The organism is Acidovorax sp. MR-S7, assembly GCF_000400995.2.
Taxonomy (GTDB): Bacteria; Pseudomonadota; Gammaproteobacteria; order Burkholderiales; family Burkholderiaceae_C; genus MR-S7.
The window spans coordinates 64,289-82,306 of sequence record NZ_DF238912.1 but is presented as its reverse complement, the minus strand read 5'-3'; the positions used below and the strand labels follow the sequence as shown (position 1 = coordinate 82,306).

Below are 18,018 nucleotides of genomic sequence, written 5' to 3'. Positions count from 1 at the left end.
CCTTGCCCGAGATCCCCGATGCTTCAATTCCTCGTCGACACGGTATTGCGTGCCTCCGACCTGGCGCTCATCGCGCTGGGCCTGAGCATGCTCTACGGACTGGTGAAATTTCCCAACGTGGCGCACGTGCAGTACGCCATGTTCGGCGCCTATGTGACCTACGCCCTGCAGTCCAGCGGCTTCCCGCTGGTCGGCGCGCTGCTGGCTGGCAGCGTGGCGGCGGGGCTGCTCACCCTGGGGCTGCAGGTGCTGGTGTTCCAGCGCCTGCTGCGCGGCGGGCCGGCCATCGCCATGATCGGCTCGCTGGCCGTGGCCATGCTGGTCATCGCCATCATGCAGGGGCTGGCCGGGTCGTTCCCGCGCATGTTCAACCTGCCGCGCGTGGAGCCGCTGGTGATCGGCGGTGCGCGCATCGCGTGGACGCAGCTCTACCTGATGGGCACCACCATCGTGCTGCTGGCGCTCTTCATGCTGGTGCTGTTCCACACGCGGCTGGGGCGCGCCATGCGCGCGCTGTCGAGCAACCCCATGCTCGCCAACGCCTCGGGCCTCAACGCCGAGCGCATCACCTATTGCGTGAGCTTCGCCAGCGGTGCCATCGCCGGGCTGGGGGGCAGCATGCTCGCGCTTTCGACCGGTGCGCACATCAACCTGGGCAACGACCTGCTGCTGCCCGTGTTCGCGGCAGCCATCCTCGGCGGGCTGGGCAACCCCATCGGCGCGGTGTTCGGCGCGCTGCTGATCGCGCTGACCGAGACCGCCGTCACCAACCTCAACTTCGGCCCCCTGCTCGGGCGCGAGCTGGCCTTCATGCCCGTGGGCTACATCTCGGCCGGCTCCTTCCTGATCCTGCTGCTGGCGCTGCTCTTCAAGCCCTACGGGCTGTTCGACCGGGAGGTCCGCCGTGTTTGACTTCGCCGTCTCCACCGTCACCATCGCGGGCATCTACGCACTGATGGCCCTGGGCCTGAACCTGCAGGCGGGCTACGCGGGCCTGCTGAACTTCGGCCACATCGCCTTCGCGGGCCTGGGCGCCTACGCGGCGGGCATCGGCTTCGGCCTGGGCTGGGCGCCGCTGCCCAGCCTGGCGCTGGGCGTGGGCCTGGCCATGCTGCTGGGTGCCTTCATGGCGGGCCTGGGGCGCAAGCTGGCCTCCGACTACTGGGGCATCGCCACGCTGGCCATCGCCGAGATCCTGCGCACCATCGCCACCAACGAGGGCTGGCTCACCGGCGGGGCCAACGGCATCAGCGCCATCCCCACGCTGTTCGACAGCCTGCCGCGCCCCTGGAACGCCGTGGCCTTCCTGGCGCTGGTGCTCGGCGTGCTGGCCGCCGCCGCATGGCTGTGCGCGCGCCTGGGCAACGGCCGCTTCGGCCGCGCGCTGCGGCTGATGCGCGAGGAGCCGCAGCTCGCCACCTGCCTGGGCTACAACCTGCGCACGCTCAAGACCCGCGCCATCATGGCCAGCGCTGCCGTCACCGCGCTGGGTGGTTTTCTCTACGCGCACTACATGAGCTTCGCGGGGCCCGAGTACATGCTGGCCTCCGAGACCTTCCTGCTGTGGACCATGGTGATGATCGGCGGCCTGGGCAACACGCTGGGCGTCCTGGTGGGCGTGGTCACCGTGCAGGCCGCGCACGTGCTCGTGCCCTTCGCCAAGGACTGGATCGGCTTCGACTCCGACGTGGCTGGCGCGCTGCGCCTGGGCCTGATCGGCGCCATCCTGCTGGCCTGCCTGCTGTGGCGCAGCGAGGGCCTGGTTCCTGAAAAACTGCGGAAGATCCCATGACCCCCCTGCTTCGCGTTCACGACGTCGCCAAGGCCTTCGGCGGCAACCAGGTGCTCCACGGCGTGGAGTTCGACATCGCCCCCGGCGAGATCGTCGGCCTGCTGGGGCCCAACGGCTCGGGCAAGAGCACGCTGCTCAACACCATCACCGGCTTCGAGGCCATCGACCGCGGCCGCATCGAGTTCGAGGGCCGGCGCATCGACCAGGTGCCCGCGCACCGCATCGTGGCCGCCGGCGTGGGCCGCACGTTCCAGCTGCCCTCCATGCCGCGCCGGATGTCCGTCATGGAAGTGGCCATGGCCGCCGCCACGTCGCACCACGGCGTATGGGGCACGCTGCTGGGCACCACGGGCAGCCGGCAGGCGGAGGCCGCCGCGCACGCCAAGGCCACGGCGCTGCTGGAGCAGCTGCTGCTCACCCGCGTGCGCGACCTGCCCGCCTCGGCGCTCTCGGGCGGGCAGAAGAAGTTGCTGGGCATCGTCTGCGCGCTGATGGGCGACCCGCGCCTGCTGATGCTCGACGAGCCCACGGCCGGCGTGCACCCCAACCTGCGCCGCGACATCGTGGCCGCGCTGCAGCGCCTGAACGCGCAGGGCATGACGCTGGTGATCGTGGAGCACGACATGCACTTCATCCGCGAGGTGTGCACGCGCTGCATCGTGCTGGACCGCGGCCGCATCGTGGCAAGCTGCCGGCCCGACGAGCTGGCGTCGAACGAACACGTGGTGCAGGCCTACCTGGGCAGCGTGGAACCGAAGGCCGTGGAGGAGACCGCCTGATGATCAAGATAGACAACATCGTCGCGGGCTACACGCCCGAGGTGGACATCCTCAAGGGCATCTCGCTGCACGTGGACAAGGCCGAGATCGTCACCCTGCTCGGCCCCAACGGCTGCGGCAAGAGCACGCTGCTCAAGACCATCGCGGGCGTGCTGCTGCCGCGCAGCGGCACCATCACGCTGGAGGGGCAGGACCGCTCGCAGATGCCCGTGCACCGCAAGATCCGCCATTGCAGCCTGGGCTTCGTGCCGCAGACCGACAACGTGTTCGCCAACCTCACCGTGCGCGAGAACATGCAGGTGGGCGGGCACTACATGCCGGCGCAGGCCTGCCAGCGGCGCATGGAGCAGCTGGTCACCATGCGCACCAAGGTTTGCCAGCCTCGCCGAAGGCCTTGAGGCACTGGCGCATCGCGGCCAGTTCGACATCAGACGGATCGATCATGGCGACCTCCGTCTTGTCGATGCGGCCTTCCTTGGCCCGCTGCCAGTTGCCGTACAGCCCGTGAAATGCGTCCTGGCAGCGGCGCGAGCAGAACACCCAGTCGAGCACGTAGCGGCGCGGATCTCGCTCCATCCCTGCATGCTTGAGTTGCTGGTGCAGTTCACTGGCAGTGACCTTTCGGCCACGGGGAATGCGGCGCAGGAGTTCCACGGCGAGCAAGACCGTTTCGAGAGTGTCGGATCGTTTCGCCATGTCAAATCTTCAAGGACGAGTTGGAGAACGCGGCCCACAGGCGGACCATGGCGTAGGTATCCAGGCCACAGTAAGCCAGAAGTTGTTGTTCAATCACGGCTTTGCGGGCCAGAGAGGTTTGCGGCGAAATCGCTTCCAGAAAAACCTCCATGGCCATGCCGCCATCCTGCACACCATCAAGGTCACCGTAGTTCAAGTCCGGGCACAGCGCTGGTAGTACCGCCTTGATGCTCCAGCTCCCTTGCTGGCTTGGGTGGTAGTAGTGCTCACGTGCCACCGGCAAAAGATCCACGACCCGCTCGTTCAGCGCCAGGAGGGATTCAGACAGGCATGGAAAACGCTGCGCCAGATCGCGGATCCGGGCCGTCTCAAAACCAGCGTTGTAGACAAAGATGGGACCACGTTCACCGCACGCACTGATCAACGCCTCGGCAAAGGCTTTTGAGGGGTCACCGCCCGAGAGATCGAGAAAAGCTTGCTGTTCGAGCTTCCCGGTACCTATGGGCCTATGCCACGGGCGCCTTCGAGAACATCAAGGCGGTCGTCTACGACTTCTGCGAATCGCGCTCGGGCGAACACGCCCGGCGCTTCCTGGGCGACTGGAGAGGCAGCCTCACCTGTGACGACTTCAGCGGCTACAAGGCCTTGATCGCAAGTGGTGTGACCGAGGTCGGCTGCCTGGCGCACGCGCGGCGCAAGTTCTTCGATTTGCACGCGGCGAACCGTCCCCAGCAATACCAGCGTGGCGGCTGGATCCAATACGTGATGACGCAAAGCGGACCCGAACCTCTGGAGGCCCTGCATTCCCGCATCGACTATGAGCACTATCTCGTCAAGCAACTGCAGCCCATCGCCGATGTGATTCTTCAGCCGCTGGGGGATAGCTTTGTGGCACTGACGAGTGCGCAGAAGGTGTTGTTCTAGGGGCGCCTACGCCCCGCCAGCCGTGAACAGAGCTGACAGGGCAATGGGAGAAAGTTCCTTCTTGAGACATTGGGCGATTAATGCACTGTGAACAGTGCACCTCAGTCTCTCTTCAGAGTCCGTCTATTAACCCCTGCTTGCGCCATACCCGTGGTGCCCCGCCCCATACTGCTTCGTCCTTGCCTTGCACAGATAACTGGCCCGATGAAAGAGCGCAGCAGATGACTCGGGATCATCGCGCAGGATCATGTACGAAGGATTCTCCGGAAAGTGCACCAAGGTCTTGGCCCTCTCCACGCTTTCGCCCAAAGCACTGGCCCAGGACTCCCATAATCGATGGGCCATGTTTACTGTCGATGACTGGTAGTTGCCCAGCCAGTTAAAAGCATCCCCATTCAGGAGGAACAAGACATGGTAGTGAACCCTCCCGCATTCACCTACCTCCCTGACCCAGAAATAACGCACCTTGGTTCCATGAGCGCATGAGCCTGTCTTGGAAGCCACCGCACGGTTATGCCGAATCTTGGCCTTGAATGATTCGATGAACCTGGACACGACAGAGTTGCAGAACTCATCGTGACGCCCCCCGGTTCCGGCAGGAAAGTGCAAATCCACCCTGAAGGCAAAAACTCGTCGATACTGGTGAATCGCCTTGTCAAGCACATCATGCAGTGCCCGCAGATACTCCTCAATCATGGGGTAGTGCCCATTCATCACGGGCAGAGATTGGTACACCTCATCACTGTACAGGCGATGATTCTTGTTTATCTCAAAATCACTGTAAAACATGTCCACCTCACACAAGTACCCCTTGGTTGAATGGTTGCCGATGTATGTGCTGTGCCTGGATGTGTTACCGGTATAGATTTTCCCATAGCTCTATATCTATCTATACTACCAATACCGAGGCAAGAACAGTCCAAAACAACAGCAACATCGGCACACCAAAATAGACAACCCCTGGGGTTATTGATAAAAACCAATGGCTAATCTGCTCTGGAAAAATGGGATTCGGCTTAAGAAGCCCGCGATTCCATTTTCTGACGCAGCCACTGATCCACCTCCTCCTGAATCCAGCCGACAGATTTGATGCCGAGCTTTATGGGCTTTGGGAAGAGACCCTTACTCATGTACAGATACAACGTGGACCGTGGCAGTCCCGTCAATTCACTCACTGCAGGTAGTCGCAAGATACGCATGGCATTCACTCGTTGGTAGTTTGTCCAATGCATGCGTGATTGTTTATTTCTTAATCATCCTGCAGCTCATTGCCTTAATCGTCCCTGAACAATCCCGCGAAGCCGTGCGCTACCGCGGCCAAGCGTTCGCCCAATAGCTTTCACTTGAATTTCCCGTAAGCTAGCATTTCTGGGAGACTTGCGATATCTGCAGTGGTAGCCACTGGAGTCTTCTTCCGAGTCGCTTATAGGTGCCATACCTCGACGGCAAGCTTCTCGCACACGGCCTCGGCAGCACATCGAGGCCTCGTTCAATCACCCTCAAGCCGCGCACCAATTTCAACTGGAGAGACAGAAGCTATGGGGTCGACTGCCGGCGGACCATGGAAACCGTCCACAGCAATCGATTCAGAATCGTTGCCCAGCTCTAGACAACGAGTTGTTGACCATGCTCTACATAGCCCCCATCTGTGCACTGAAGAAATCAGTGTCGAGAGACCAAGCATTTTTCGTCTAGAAACCAACAACTTTTGTTCTAGAATGCATCCAGACTGCTTCTAGAAGCAATCTGGATTCATTCTTTTATCAGCCTACAAATTTTTGCAGCATGGCAGTTAACATTCCTAACAGGTTCTCATTAAGAATTGGCTCTACTGGCGAAGATCCGTCCCGCGTTGCAACAGTCGCTTGGCTGATAGCTGCTCACGAAGATTCATCCCTAGTAGACTTGAATCCAAATGCTCACGATCTCCAAAAAGCACTAAAGGAGTTTGTTAATAAAAATCCCGAGACAGGAGTTTTCATAAATGACAGCATGCCAAAAAAGCTAGTGCCGCAGGAGCATATTAATTGGATTAAAGACAATCAAAGACAGTTTTTTTGGATACGCGACTACATTTCCAAACTTAAAACATCGCAACCAAAAAAAAATAAGGAGCGACCTGTCTCCAGTAACTCACACACTACCCACATCTATACCTCACCATCTATCAAATCGGGAGAGGAACGTTGCATTCGTAGATTACTGGTTGACTAAGTCATTTCGCGAGATGATTACAGCCATTCAGTATTGCAAAGAAATGGAGTTTGGATGGAACAAGCACATAGAATCAGACAAACTATTTTCATGGCTTGAAGGGGTGGATGCAGAAAAAAAGAGGGATTGTTTTTTGAGTTTTCTAAAAAATAGAATACCCAATGAAATCAATGATTATTACAAATTCCAATCACACGAGGATCTCTTGATCTTTTTTGATCATCCGATGTTTATAAGAGACACGAAGGAACTTTACAGCAAGGACGCCAGAAAAATTTGGAACCAGCGGCTGCGCAGGGAGAAGGCAACAGATGAGAAGCAATGCAACTTTGTACTTCCGCTGAAGACGATATCAAAGCTAGATAGGCTTGCCAAAAAGCATCACTTGACTCGCACAGAAATCATCGAGCTGATCATCAATGGCGAAGCGGAAAAGGAAACCTACATCCGTGAACGCCTCAGTCGCAGGCTATTATTGCTGGGCCCACGTGGTTCTACCGAATAAAATCAGCCCATGTCGCCAATACAACACAGGAATAACTTAACACAAAAGGAGATTATTGAAATTCTGATTTTCCCCGAAGCCCACCCGTGAGCCTTGTATTTCAACGTGCATACGAAAAAATTCAGATTACAACCCCGTTAAAATATTTAGAAAGCCAAAATCAATTTTTCGGCACAGGCTTTAAATAAAATGAACTCAGAAAAAATTAATCTATTTTTCCTGACGTAGCACATCTAAATAATCAGCCCATTTTTGCATCATTCGCACACGATGCTCTAAATACTGAGTTCTATTGTAGGCTCTTCCATTTGCATCTTTAACCGCATGAGCAAGTTGCGCTTCGATTACCAAGGGATCACAATCTAGCCGCTCTGCCAACATGGTACGTGCCGTCGCCCGAAAGCCGTGCCAGGTATGAATTTCAGAGGTGTATCCCATCGAAATTAACGCCGTGCGAACCGAGTTTTCCGAAATGGGACGAGCATGGCTACGCTCCCCAGGAAATACCAGCTCCCCGTGACCAGTCAAACGTTTCAGATCGCGCAGCACTTCCACCGCCTGAATGGATAGAGGAACGAGATGAGGAGCACCGTTTTCCTTGCCGTCCTTACCGCGCTTCATACGAACTGCTGGAATGGTCCACATTGCCGCATCCAAATCGATCTCAGTCCAAGCTGCCGCACGCAGTTCTCCCGGTCGCTGAAACAATAGAGGGGCGAGTTGCAGGGCAGCCCTGACGATAGGACCGCCTCGATAAACGTAGATAGCCCGCAAAAGCTCACCGAGCTTCACCGGATCTGTAATGGCAGCAAAGTGCTTCCCTCTGTAGGGAGACAAGGCTCCTTTGAGGTCTCCGGTAATGTCGCGCCCTACCCTTCCAGTGGCCACGCCGTAGCGCCAAACCTGGCGTGCCAGCATCAATCCCCGGTCAGCAGTCTCAACAGCTCCTCGCTCTTCTACCTTACGTAACGTGGCGAGCAGTTCAACAGGTTCAATTGCAGCCAACTTCCGCTCCCCCAACCAGGGAAACAAGTCGCGCTCAAACTGTCGAAGAGAGCGTTCAGCGTGCCCTTCGCTCCATTGCGATTTCTGCTTCCCAAACCACTCTAGAGCGACCGCCTTGAAGGTATCCCCTGTCGGGTTGCTGGCCCTGAGCTTTTCAACCTTACGGGCTTGAACCGGATCGACCCCTGTGGATTTCTGCAGTTTCGCTACATCACGTGCTTTGCGAGCAGCTGTCAATCCGACTGTTGGGTAGCTGCCCAACGCCATCCGACCTTCTTTGCCATCAAGTCTGTATTTCCAAAACCAACGTTTAGACCCCGTGGGGCTTACCTCCAAATAGAGGCCACCAGAGTCAGCCAAACGCTCGCGCTTGGCATCGGGGGAACAACGGGCATTTTTACAGTGTGCATCGGTCAACATGGGGGAACGTTTTTAGGAGAGAAGAGGCCTTCCTCATAGGGAAGTGGGGGAACAAGCACCCAGAGTTTACGATTTTTCGTCCTTGTTCCCCCACCTGTTCCCCCACGTTGCCTTGGATGCGGTTAGACAACCCTAGACATCCATGCACTGTAACTTGTTGATTTTCCAAAGAAAAAGGGCGTTCACTGGACTTCAGTGAACGCCCTTGGACGTTATAGTGGTGGAGCTGGCGGAATTGAACCCTTATCTCAGGATTTTGGCAAGTTTTTGCTCATTGTGAGTGAGTGTCGACGACTCAATCAATAATACGCTCAAATGTGCATTTTTATTCTAACCTCAGATACAACAGATTCTTTGAGGTCTCCAGAAACACTAAAGCCCGCACGTGGCGGGCTTTAGATTAGGAAAAGGGTATGGAGGTGGCGGGGTTCGAACCCGCGTCCGCAAGCCTTCTTCGTCCAGTTCTACATGCGTAGTCGTCTGATTTGAGTCTCGCCCGATGCGTCGCACAGCGACACGCTACGCATCAGACCAGTGCCCTTGAATCTCGTCCACACCCAAGGCACCCGGGCGCAGACCAGCCAATATAGATTCCCTTGCAGCCGGGAGGCTTACGCCCCCTTGCCCAGCCTATCGGCCAACTGTTGCAAGGCTCACCGAATTAAGCGGCGAGTGCGAAACGTTCGTCGTTTGCAGTTACTTTTTTTCTGCGGTTTAGCGAGGTGACAGAACCTCGGCATGCCCTGATACGTGTCCGTACCCACGTCGAAACCAATTCACCCCCATAGATGCTCGACGAGTGTTGGAGTATAGCGCCTCGCCCAAAGTTCCCGTACGACTGGGCCCAAGTTGAAGAGTCAAACTTCCATCTGCAGTGCGACTGTCACGGTGCTTAGCGGAGCGGCGTACCCTTGCCGGCAACCGCTGGTTCAATCTCGTTCTCAACCTTTGCTACCAGGTCGCATGCTTGCAGTTCCAATGCTTGGGCAAACCTAAAAACTGCGTCCAAAGATGGGCAGGCCTTCCCAGCTTCAAGGCTTCTGATGTACCTTGAAGTCAGTCCAGTGCGCAGGGCGAGGTCGGCCTGTGTAAGGCCTGCATCGTGTCTTGCCCGCCTGAGCACCATTGCAAAGGCATCTTGAAGTTGCATGTTGGCTGAGGAACCGATGGCCAACATCTTGTGCGAACGGCATCTATAAAATAGGAACTAAAATTCCTCAACGTTGAGCTACCCGCAGTGGTTGCCATCAACACGCAAGAACCCTAACGTTTTTCAAAACAGGTCGAACCCAGCACCAGCAGCTGCCCAGCCTCTTTGACGACGTGGATAGCTTTGTAGATGGTGTGATGGCAGCCGGGTTGGGCGCAGTAGACCCGCTCTGACTTGTCTACCTCAACGATTGCCAATAGGCACGGGCTGTCAGTCGTCATGGCGTGACTGTGGACTGTTCATCAGTGCGGGCACGAGCTATTCCGCCAACGCTTTCAACAATGCATCTCGGCCGTCCTGATAGAACTCGATGTCGAGCTTGGTAGCCATGTCGTCGGACAAATCGAAGAGTTGACGACGGCATGAAACCGGCAACAGGAGCGCTTTCGCCCCCTTCTCTACCGCCATCTCAGCGATGGTGACCGCGTTGTGTATGGGCTCGATGGTGCCGCCAAGGGTGACTTCACCCACCACAACCAGGCCACCTCGGACCGTCTTTTTCAGCAAGGCGCTTGAGAGCGCAATCAGGGCGGCGACGCCCGTCTTGGCTCCAGACTTGGCAGCATCAAAGCCTCTGAGCTGCACCGAGAACTCATGTGACCTGGGGTCCCTGTCGCCAACCAGTTGCTGAGCACGGGCATAAAGGTTTTGCTCTGCGCAACGGATGGACTCTTTGAAAGCAGCAGGCACCGGGTTGTTCAGAACCTTCACCCCACCGCCTGGTCCTTCATTTACTTCAAGCCTGAACAGGCCGGGGTGTTCCTCTTCGCCACCAGGGCTCATGGTCCAAATCTGGCCGCACTCCAGGGGTTCTTCACTGATGCCCCCTTGGCTTTGCAGTTCCGGGGTGCTGACGAACTTTTCGACGCCCTCAGACCCTATCGTGTAGCTGAAATGGGTATTGCGAAACTCGGCAGCCCCAATGCGCTTTTGTTGCTCTTTGACCCGGCGCCGGACTTCCAGCGCCAGTCGAACAGCCCACTCCAGGTCTTCCTCACTGACCGTCATGTCCGCGCCGGGGTAAAGCAGCTTCAGAAGACCACTTACTGTCTTGTTGACCCCATTCAGGTCGCGGCCCGACAGGGCTCCGCCCCATCGCACTCGACCCTGCAGTACGGATACGCGGCTCTGGTTGCGTAGCTGCGTGAAACACTCCGACAGGAAGTCGCTCACCAACCCGAAATGGGAGGTGAACAGGCCAGGGCTGAGTTTGGGAACATCCCAGCCGGGCAAGAAGCAGTGGATACGGTCCATGAACGCGGTGTCATTCCGCATCTCTGGAGGCAGTGGTCCAAACAGGTGGCATCCTGCACCCGACCGTGGTCGTCGATGAGCTTGGCGGAGAAGATGTCTGCGTACGCGGAGTGCGCGTCCGACTCGGATAGCATTGGGCTGCGCCCCACCTTGAGCACCGCTGCGCTGGCTGCTCGGTCCCGCATCGCCAGCTGCTCTTTGAGCGACCCGATTTCCATCTGCGCGTCGATGAGCTTGGCGCGAAGAAGCTCCGGAGGAGCGTCCTTATCGGCTACGAAAGTCGAGCCACCGGCTTGTCCAACCAAGAATTCAAGCAGCAACCGGTGGTAAAGCGGGTTCCGCACCAACGTCGTCCGGTGAATCTTGGTTCTCGAAGACATGTCCGACACCAGGGTCGCCTTGTCCGGGTACGGCATCTTTCGACGCTTGGCCCTCTCGAGCTCCGAACGCAGGAGCGCGACCGACGTTTCCTGCTTAGCTGCACGGAAGGACTTGAAATTGTCGGTTCCCTTGGGGACTCCCATCTCAGACTCCTGCCAGCAACGGCGTAGCCGAGGAGGCTGGCAGTGCAGCCAACCTAGACAAATCCTCTAACGCCGAGCTCAGGTCTTGAATGCTCAGGCCCTTCGCCTCGATGAATGGCTTCAGGAGCGATGCAAAGACCGTGGTTTCGCTGTGCGGAGGAACGTCCAGGAAAGCCGCCTCTTTGAGGCGGTCCTGCTGCGCCAAGATGAGCCGCGTATAACGCAGCGCCTTGGCCCGGACCTCTTGGGACTCCAGCGACGGGTACGCGTTCGAGTCAGCGATTCGCTGCAGGAAGAACTCGCTCTCGGTGCGGTTGCGCGTGACCAGCTCGAGTTGCTTCTTGACGAGCTCCGGTTGGTCGACGTGGTAAACCTGTCGACAACGGATTCCTGAAAGTAGCGCTCCGCAATCAGCGACCGTCGAACCCGCCACGACGCGAGGTTCCTCCACTCGTCGTGAGTCTTGTCCGTGTTGATGTAGAGGGCGTGGTAGTTCTGCCCCTGGGGGTTCCCGTGCAGGTCTGCCAGCGACGAGACCGGCGGAGCCAGCTGGTCGAAGGAACGGCGGTCCAGCCACTGGACTGATTGCCCGCGTAGGCCGGTCTCGACCATCGACACCAGCAATCGAACCACCGTGAGGTGCGGAAAGTTCAGGGTCACGTTTCGAGATGGGCCCGAGTTGATGCGCTGCCCGTGAACGTACAGCCCGGACTGCCCTTTGGGGTTCGATTGCAGCGTCCGCTTCGAAATCAAGAAGATGTTCGGCAACCAGTCCAGGTTGTACAACCTTCCGCGGTACCAGAAGAGGGGGACGTAGCCCCACTCGGAAGTCTTGTAGCCGTCAGAGGGCCCATTGGGCAGTTCCCTGAAGCAGTTTCGGATGTAGGCCTCCTGCTGCAAGAACTCTCCGAACGCCTCCACCGCCTGTCCGTAGTGGACGAGGAACGGGAAGACGTCCTCGGCGAACGGGACCTTGTTGGTCTTCGTTCGGCGACCAGCGACCTCGTTATCGAAGTCGGTCCGAACGGGGTTCTGCATTCCCCGGCTGACGAACGCTTCGTTGTCCTCGAAGTACGTGACAACGAAGTTGAAGAACTGCTCCAACGTGAGCCGCGTGGTGTTCCTTGAACCTGGCGTCGGTCGGCGAAGCGGAAGCAGCTCGTTGAGTGTCTTCGGCAGGTTGGCCAGTTCGGCCGCTTCCTCCGATTGGAAGCGCGTGCGGTCGACGTAGAAGTAGCGCAGGAACTGCTTGGGGGACGACGGGTACTCGAGCGTTGTTTGCGGATGAAGTTCCATCCACCAAGGAAGGTAGAGCAGCAAGTAGTCCGCAAGTACGGCGAGCGCGGACCTCACCTGCTTGTCGGTCTCGTAGTCTTTCCGACGGTGCGCCAGGAAGGCTCGGAATGCGGTGAACCACTTGTCGCCGAGCTTGGCGACCTCGACTGTCGGTCGTCCGGGATAGTTGATTGGCTGGTCCAACCAACCATCTGGACGAAACCCCTTCACGTTGGACCCGCCCCGGAGCTCTGCGAAGTAGTCCTCAGGCGAAGTAGCCGCATCCGAGCGAGCTATGCGGTGAAGACCCTCGACGTAAGGGCTGTATGAGCGAGAGGCGCGCTCTGCTTCTTTGCGCTTGTTGTACTTGGCCTGCCGAAGCTCGATGTGGTGTTGCAGCTCAATGCGTTCCCGTTCATGGCCGTGAATCCGCATGCCGGCCATGTTCTTCGGGTCGGCCATGAACTCTTCGAAGCCCATCGTCTTGTCCGAGTCCGACGCGCGCCAGATGATGTACCCATGGCGAAGGTCGCGGCCGAGCGTTGCCGCGTCCGCCATCTCAAGACCTCGCAGGAGAAGGTACTCAGGCGCCGAGAGAGAGAACTTGCTGTCGACCGAATGCTCATGCATGAGCCAACCGTGCAGCTGCGCAAAGTCATGGATGCTGAAACCACCAGCCTGCCGACAATCAGTGGCCAGGAGCAGTTGCAGGTGGCTTCGCTTCGGCCACCACCTCGGCTTCTGGCCCCGGACCCAGTCGTCGACTTGACGAAGGAACGATGACAATTCCAGCGCGTAGTCCGGTGGCGCAATCGCAAAAAGCGAAGGTCCGACGGCTGGAAGCATCACGTGCCCCTCCAAGGCCAGAGAGAGGAGCGCAGCAGCGGCCGCTGATTGCGCTGGTCCTTGTATGCTGGACAGCGCCACCAGGTTCTGCAGTTCGGCCTGTATGCAGCTCTCGTCGACCACCTCAGGCAACGGTGGAGCGATTGCAATTCCAGTCAGCGCAGCGACTTTGGCGAAGGCCTCGCTAAGCCCGCGTGCGAGCCCGCCGGGCTGAAGTACCACAGGATTGGATGACAGATTCACTCGCAAGTTAGTCCCTCCGTACCGAGGGGTAGCGTCGCAGTAGGCTGAGCCAAACACGGGGGTGACTTGTCGCCCTGGATGTACAGCCGGTCATGCGACCGGAGCTTCTCCTGCAAGCGACTCGTGCGCTCCCGCGCATACTTGCGAGTGGAGTTAACGTCCTTGTGGCCCATCAGCTGCTGCACCTCCGCCAGGGTCAGCCCAGGCGTGTGCTGGTCTGGCACGGCGTAGTCGTTGAGCATGTAAACTCCGTAGGCATGCCGCAACGAGTGTGCCGTCCAGATGTGGCTCCTGGCGACAACCGGCCCCGGGATTCGGGCACGTTGCACCGCTGACTTGAAGGCCGAGTTCAACGTCTCGTCGGACGCCTCGACTAGCGGCCTGCCGTGGTGGGGCCTGATGAGGTACTGGAAGACGAAGTCGTTGCCGTCCTGAGGCAGTCTGTACTCCTCTTTGCGGTACCGAGCCAGGTACTCGAAGAACCAGTTGCGATACGGCAAAAACAGGTACGTCCGCGACACAGTGCGCCCCTTGAAACGAAGGTCCCGCTCAGCCTGCGGCATCTCACGCCCGTAGCGGAGAAGCTCGGGGTCGAGCACGTAGACCTGTCGATTTGCGAAGTCGATGTCGCACCACTGAAGGTTCAGGGCTTCCGAGCGCCGGATGCCGCTCGCAAGTAGCAGGGACCACAGGGCTCGGTCTCGCCAGCAGGCCACAGCCGTCATCAGAGCGGGAAAGTGCTCGAGCGGAAAGTCCAGCCAGTCCACGTCGATTTGCCGCTGCTGCCGGACGCTCTTACGCAGCCCTTTGGGACGCATCAGCTCGCCGCTGCGGAACCGGATGACGCCGCCGAGCATCGTGGATTGCTTGAGATGCTGGACCTCCTCCGGGCTGAAGGCGGAGCTGCCGTCGACCGCCTCGAGCAACGGCCGGTAGTCCCACTCGGCGTCGTTGATGACAGTTCGGTCGATGCCGCCGCGAAGGATGGCCATCTCCTTGGCTTCGCGCTCTAGCAAAGCGCAGAGCCGAAGGAAGTGGTTCAGCGCCGCGATAGTGTTATCCCAGCTTGCCGAGGCCAAGGGCTCGATGCCCAAGCGGCGCGCGACACCCCTCAAGGCCGTCTCTCGCGCCTCATCTCCCTCGCTGTAGCGGGACCTCTCACGAACGCCAACGGCGAGAGAAATTCCTTCACCGCTGCGCAGCAGTTCCAAGTAGTAGTCGATGGCGTCGTTGACCACGGCCCGAGTGACCGGCACCGCACCAAGCACCTTCACTTCGTAGAGGTAGTCGATGAACCGCGCGACCACCGTGGTGTATCTGCGCAGCGTGTCGTACTGGAGGCCTCGAAGCTTGTGGCAGAACTCCGAGAAGACGGAAATGGGAACGCCGGCGGGGTCACGGAGCAGCCAGCTCTGGCGGCCGTGCACGTTGACCTCTTCCTTCCGAACATGGACCAGCGCCATAAACATGCCCCTTCTGCATGTTTACTCTAACCCATAAAGACGCACAAGCAACAACGCCACTCTTAGAGCGGCGTTGTAATAGGAAGGGGTAGCTCAATTGGAGGGGAGTAAAGGTGCTCGCTTCGAAGTCCTGAGATAAGAACCCGCGTCCGCAAGCCTTCTTCGGGCAGATCTACATGTTTAGCGTTCTGTTTTGAATCTCGCATCCCCCATCGCGCAGACGCACGCTATGCGGAATGCCAGCACCCTTGAATCTCGTGCCATGCCAAGGTACCCGGCATGCCACCAGCTGATGTGAATTCCCTTGCAGCCGGGAGGCCTTGCGGCCCCCTTGCCCAGCCCATCAGCGTGCTGTTGCAAGGCTCACCGGTATTTAAGCGGCGAGTGCGAAACGTTCGTCGTTTGCAGTTACTTTAGTGAATGGAGATTTACGAGCGTCACTCAAGCTCGACATGCACCACGCCGATTCCGAACCCACGTCGAAACCGGGACAGCCCCATGGCATCTATTTTAGTCCAGTCCCAGCAGTTTCAAGACCTCGAGCGGAGATTCGACCATCGCATCCGCTCCCCAGCCCTGCGGGGCGCCGTGAGCGCCCAGGTAGCCGTACATTGCTGCGACCGTGCCCATGCCGGCCGCGCGCCCGGCCACGATGTCGCGCTCATCGTCGCCCACGTAAATGCAGTGCTGCGGCGCCACGCCCAGCCGTGCAGCGGCCTCCAGCAAGGGGGCGGGATGGGGCTTGGAGTGCGGGGTCGTGTCTCCGCTCACGACAGCGCCCGCAGTGCCGAACAACGCCATCCGCTGCGCAATGAGCGAAGTGAAGCGTGTCGCCTTGTTCGTGACGATCCCCCACTGCAGCGTATTGCGGCCCAGTGCCTCCACCAGTTCCGGCACCCCCTCGAACGCATAGGTGCGGTCGTGGATGCAGCGCTCGTAGTTGGTGAAGAACTCTTCTCTCAAGGCGGGAAAGTCCGGGTGTTCAGGGGTGATGCCGAACGCTACCGCCAGCATGCCCCGCGCCCCCGCCCCGGCCATGGAGCGATAGGCGTCCAGCGGCAGCGAAGGCAGCCCGCGGTGGACGCGCAACTGGTCCGCGGCAGAGCCGAGGTCCGGCGCACTGTCGATCAGCGTGCCGTCCAGGTCGAACAGCACGGCGCGGATACCCGCCGATGCGAAGGCACTCATGCGGCGGGACGCCGTGTGGCGAACAGGTAGTTCACGCTGGTGTCGCTGCTGAGCCAGTACCGTCCCGTGAACGGATTGTGCTGCATGCCGCGCGTCTGCACCACATCCAGGTCCGCAGCGCGGCAGGCAGCGGCCAGCTCGCTCGGGCGGATCAGCTTGGCATATTCGTGCGTGCCGCGCGGCAACATCCTGAGCACGTATTCCGCTCCCACGATCGCCAATGCGAATGCCTTGGCGTTGCGGTTGATGGTGGAGAAGAACACCCAGCCGCCGGGCTTGACCAGTTGCGCGCAGGCGGCTACCACGGAATGCGGATCCGGCACATGCTCCAGCATTTCCATGCAGGTCACGATGTCGAAGGACGCGGGCGCCTCCTGCGCCAGTGCTTCCGCGCTGATTTCGCGGTACTGAATGCGGGGCGTTTGCGCCTCCAGCGCGTGCAGGCGTGCCACGCGCAGCGCCTTGGAGGCCAAATCGATCCCCGTCACCTCCGCGCCCTTGCGCGCCATGGAGTCGGCCAGAATCCCGCCGCCGCATCCCACATCGAGCACCTTGCGTCCATCCAGGGGCGCCAGCTGGTCGATCCAGTCCAGGCGCAGAGGATTGATCTGGTGCAGGGGGCGAAACTCGCTGTCCGGGTCCCACCAGCGGTGCGCCAGCTCCGAAAACTTGGCCAGTTCGGCCGGGTCGGCATTCACGGATTCATTCATGCGTTCATTGTCCCATGGAGGCTTCGGGCCATAAAAAAAGCCCCGTTTCCGGGGCTTTCTTCGATCGTGGAGAAGATTAGTGGGAGCGGGTGCCCACTACTTCGATTTCCACGCGGCGGTTCTTGGCGCGACCTTCCTTGGTCTTGTTGTCGGCCACGGGCTGCTTCTCGCCCTTGCCTTCGGTGTAGACGCGGTTCTTCTCGATGCCCTTGGAGACCAGGTAGGCCTTCACGGCTTCGGCGCGGCGCACCGACAGCTTCTGGTTGTAGGCGTCAGTGCCGATGGAGTCGGTGTGGCCCACGGCAATGATGACTTCCAGGTTGATGCCTTGGATCTTGGAGACCAGATCGTCCAGCTTGGCCTTGCCTTCGGGCTTCAGCACGGACTTGTCGAAGTCGAAGAAAGCGTCGGCGGCGTAGGTCACCTTGCTTGCCACAGCCGGAGCAGCCGGCTTGGGAGCCGGAGCAGGTGCAGCGGCGGGAGCCGGAGCAGGTGCAGCGGCGGGAGCGGGGGCGGCCTTCACCAGAGCGCCATCGCAGCCTTCGGCAGCGGTAGCAGGCGTCCAGTTGGCATCGCGCCAGCACAGTTCGTTGGTACCGTTCTTCCAGACCAGTTCGCCGGAACCGTTCTGCCAGTTGTCGATGACCTTGCCACCGTCTGCGGCCTTCACTTGGGCGCCAGCCGAGGTTGCAATCACGGCAGAGGCCAACAACATCGCCACTTTGTTCAGTTTCTTCATGGTTCTCCTCTTGGGGAAAAAGCCGCAGCCGCGCTGCGAATCATGGACGTCGTCAGTGACCATCACCAAAAACGTTGATTTGATTGTGCCATACGTAACAACGCAAAGGCGGCTTTGGCCGGGCCAGAACCGTAGGACGAAAGCGCAATCCAGGGGTTATGTTGCTCTGCCGCGACACAGTCTTGCACCTAAAATGGACTTTTCCCGCCGCCCTCTTCCCTGCCTGCCGCC

Annotated in this window: 19 protein-coding genes, 2 other RNA genes and 2 pseudogenes; 7 read left to right on the top strand and 16 right to left on the bottom strand. The window is 59.2% G+C overall.

Annotated features, from left to right (window positions below; all coding sequences use genetic code 11):
- Nucleotides 1-18 precede the first annotated feature (18 nt).
- Genes AVS7_RS08595 through AVS7_RS08580 form a run of 4 tightly spaced genes read left to right on the top strand, consistent with a single transcriptional unit; the run spans nt 19 to nt 2,969 of the window.
- Complete coding sequence (locus AVS7_RS08595; protein WP_020228039.1) at nt 19-912, top strand: branched-chain amino acid ABC transporter permease; 894 nt, start codon at nt 19-21, stop codon at nt 910-912.
- Nucleotides 905-1,792 (top strand): branched-chain amino acid ABC transporter permease, encoded by an 888-nt coding sequence (locus AVS7_RS08590; RefSeq protein WP_020228038.1) that lies wholly within the window; start codon nt 905-907, stop codon nt 1,790-1,792. Before AVS7_RS08595 ends, AVS7_RS08590 begins: the two co-directional genes overlap by 8 nt.
- Nucleotides 1,789-2,571, top strand: a complete 783-nt coding sequence (locus AVS7_RS08585) for an ABC transporter ATP-binding protein (RefSeq protein WP_020228037.1) — start codon at nt 1,789-1,791, stop codon at nt 2,569-2,571. Before AVS7_RS08590 ends, AVS7_RS08585 begins: the two co-directional genes overlap by 4 nt.
- Complete coding sequence (locus tag AVS7_RS08580; RefSeq protein WP_020228036.1) at nt 2,571-2,969, top strand: ATP-binding cassette domain-containing protein; 399 nt, start codon at nt 2,571-2,573, stop codon at nt 2,967-2,969. Before AVS7_RS08585 ends, AVS7_RS08580 begins: the two co-directional genes overlap by 1 nt.
- Here AVS7_RS08580 and AVS7_RS08575 read toward each other — a convergent pair.
- Both AVS7_RS08575 and AVS7_RS08570 read right to left on the bottom strand, forming a co-directional pair.
- Nucleotides 2,950-3,138 (bottom strand): annotated as a pseudogene (locus AVS7_RS08575) (hypothetical protein); the annotation flags it as partial. The gene AVS7_RS08580 and the pseudogene AVS7_RS08575 overlap by 20 nt on opposite strands.
- 130 nt (nt 3,139-3,268) lie before the next feature.
- The gene (locus tag AVS7_RS08570; protein ID WP_082176424.1) at nt 3,269-3,769 is read right to left on the bottom strand and encodes a DUF2779 domain-containing protein; all 501 of its coding nucleotides are present in this window, start codon (nt 3,767-3,769) and stop codon (nt 3,269-3,271) included.
- Here AVS7_RS08570 and AVS7_RS25120 point away from each other — a divergent pair.
- Nucleotides 3,691-4,191 (top strand): annotated as a pseudogene (locus AVS7_RS25120) (transposase); the annotation flags it as partial. The gene AVS7_RS08570 and the pseudogene AVS7_RS25120 sit on opposite strands and share 79 nt — an antisense overlap.
- A gap of 126 nt (nt 4,192-4,317) precedes the next feature.
- Here AVS7_RS25120 and AVS7_RS08560 read toward each other — a convergent pair.
- Nucleotides 4,318-4,980, bottom strand: a complete 663-nt coding sequence (locus AVS7_RS08560) for an inovirus Gp2 family protein (RefSeq protein WP_020228033.1) — start codon at nt 4,978-4,980, stop codon at nt 4,318-4,320.
- Nucleotides 4,981-5,207: 227 nt separating this feature from the next.
- Nucleotides 5,208-5,390 carry an AlpA family transcriptional regulator gene (locus AVS7_RS23600; protein ID WP_034690361.1) on the bottom strand — a complete coding sequence of 61 codons (183 nt, stop codon included), beginning with the start codon at nt 5,388-5,390 and terminating at the stop codon, nt 5,208-5,210.
- A gap of 586 nt (nt 5,391-5,976) precedes the next feature.
- Here AVS7_RS23600 and AVS7_RS25115 point away from each other — a divergent pair.
- Together AVS7_RS25115 and AVS7_RS24325 are read left to right on the top strand one after the other, a co-directional pair.
- The gene (locus AVS7_RS25115; RefSeq protein ID WP_024001187.1) at nt 5,977-6,405 is read left to right on the top strand and encodes a hypothetical protein; all 429 of its coding nucleotides are present in this window, start codon (nt 5,977-5,979) and stop codon (nt 6,403-6,405) included.
- Between the two features lie 13 nt (nt 6,406-6,418).
- Nucleotides 6,419-6,910, top strand: coding sequence for a hypothetical protein (locus tag AVS7_RS24325; RefSeq protein ID WP_024001186.1), 492 nt, complete (start codon nt 6,419-6,421; stop codon nt 6,908-6,910).
- A 210-nt stretch (nt 6,911-7,120) separates the two neighbouring features.
- On the opposite strand, the gene AVS7_RS23595 is transcribed toward AVS7_RS24325, so the two are convergent.
- From AVS7_RS23595 to ompA, 12 genes are all read right to left on the bottom strand, one after another.
- Nucleotides 7,121-8,335 (bottom strand): integrase arm-type DNA-binding domain-containing protein, encoded by a 1,215-nt coding sequence (locus tag AVS7_RS23595; protein WP_020228032.1) that lies wholly within the window; start codon nt 8,333-8,335, stop codon nt 7,121-7,123.
- A 411-nt stretch (nt 8,336-8,746) separates the two neighbouring features.
- Nucleotides 8,747-9,119, bottom strand: a transfer-messenger RNA (tmRNA) gene (ssrA, locus tag AVS7_RS23590).
- A gap of 108 nt (nt 9,120-9,227) precedes the next feature.
- The gene (locus AVS7_RS25430) at nt 9,228-9,461 is read right to left on the bottom strand and encodes a helix-turn-helix domain-containing protein (protein WP_369799094.1); all 234 of its coding nucleotides are present in this window, start codon (nt 9,459-9,461) and stop codon (nt 9,228-9,230) included.
- 137 nt (nt 9,462-9,598) lie between these two features.
- Nucleotides 9,599-9,766, bottom strand: a complete 168-nt coding sequence (locus tag AVS7_RS24715; RefSeq protein WP_159402781.1) for a hypothetical protein — start codon at nt 9,764-9,766, stop codon at nt 9,599-9,601.
- A 37-nt stretch (nt 9,767-9,803) separates the two neighbouring features.
- Nucleotides 9,804-10,799, bottom strand: a complete 996-nt coding sequence (locus AVS7_RS08555) for a BREX system Lon protease-like protein BrxL (RefSeq protein ID WP_234449986.1) — start codon at nt 10,797-10,799, stop codon at nt 9,804-9,806.
- Nucleotides 10,715-11,323, bottom strand: a complete 609-nt coding sequence (locus AVS7_RS25110; RefSeq protein WP_020228029.1) for a hypothetical protein — start codon at nt 11,321-11,323, stop codon at nt 10,715-10,717. Before AVS7_RS25110 ends, AVS7_RS08555 begins: the two co-directional genes overlap by 85 nt.
- 120 nt (nt 11,324-11,443) lie before the next feature.
- On the bottom strand, nt 11,444-13,687 hold the full coding sequence (locus tag AVS7_RS08550) for a hypothetical protein (RefSeq protein WP_024001181.1): 2,244 nt from the start codon (nt 13,685-13,687) through the stop codon (nt 11,444-11,446).
- Nucleotides 13,684-15,156 (bottom strand): site-specific integrase, encoded by a 1,473-nt coding sequence (locus AVS7_RS08545; protein WP_020228027.1) that lies wholly within the window; start codon nt 15,154-15,156, stop codon nt 13,684-13,686. Before AVS7_RS08545 ends, AVS7_RS08550 begins: the two co-directional genes overlap by 4 nt.
- A gap of 135 nt (nt 15,157-15,291) precedes the next feature.
- Nucleotides 15,292-15,640, bottom strand: a transfer-messenger RNA (tmRNA) gene (gene ssrA, locus AVS7_RS23580).
- A gap of 20 nt (nt 15,641-15,660) precedes the next feature.
- A complete protein-coding gene (locus tag AVS7_RS08540; RefSeq protein WP_020228026.1) occupies nt 15,661-16,338 on the bottom strand; it encodes an HAD family hydrolase in 678 nt (225 codons plus the stop codon).
- Nucleotides 16,335-17,048: a bifunctional 2-polyprenyl-6-hydroxyphenol methylase/3-demethylubiquinol 3-O-methyltransferase UbiG gene (ubiG, locus tag AVS7_RS08535; RefSeq protein ID WP_020228025.1), complete on the bottom strand. Its 714-nt coding sequence runs from the start codon at nt 17,046-17,048 to the stop codon at nt 16,335-16,337. Before ubiG ends, AVS7_RS08540 begins: the two co-directional genes overlap by 4 nt.
- A 76-nt stretch (nt 17,049-17,124) precedes the next feature.
- Nucleotides 17,125-17,787, bottom strand: coding sequence for an outer membrane protein OmpA (ompA, locus tag AVS7_RS08530; protein WP_020228024.1), 663 nt, complete (start codon nt 17,785-17,787; stop codon nt 17,125-17,127).
- Between the last annotated feature and the right edge of the window lie 231 nt (nt 17,788-18,018).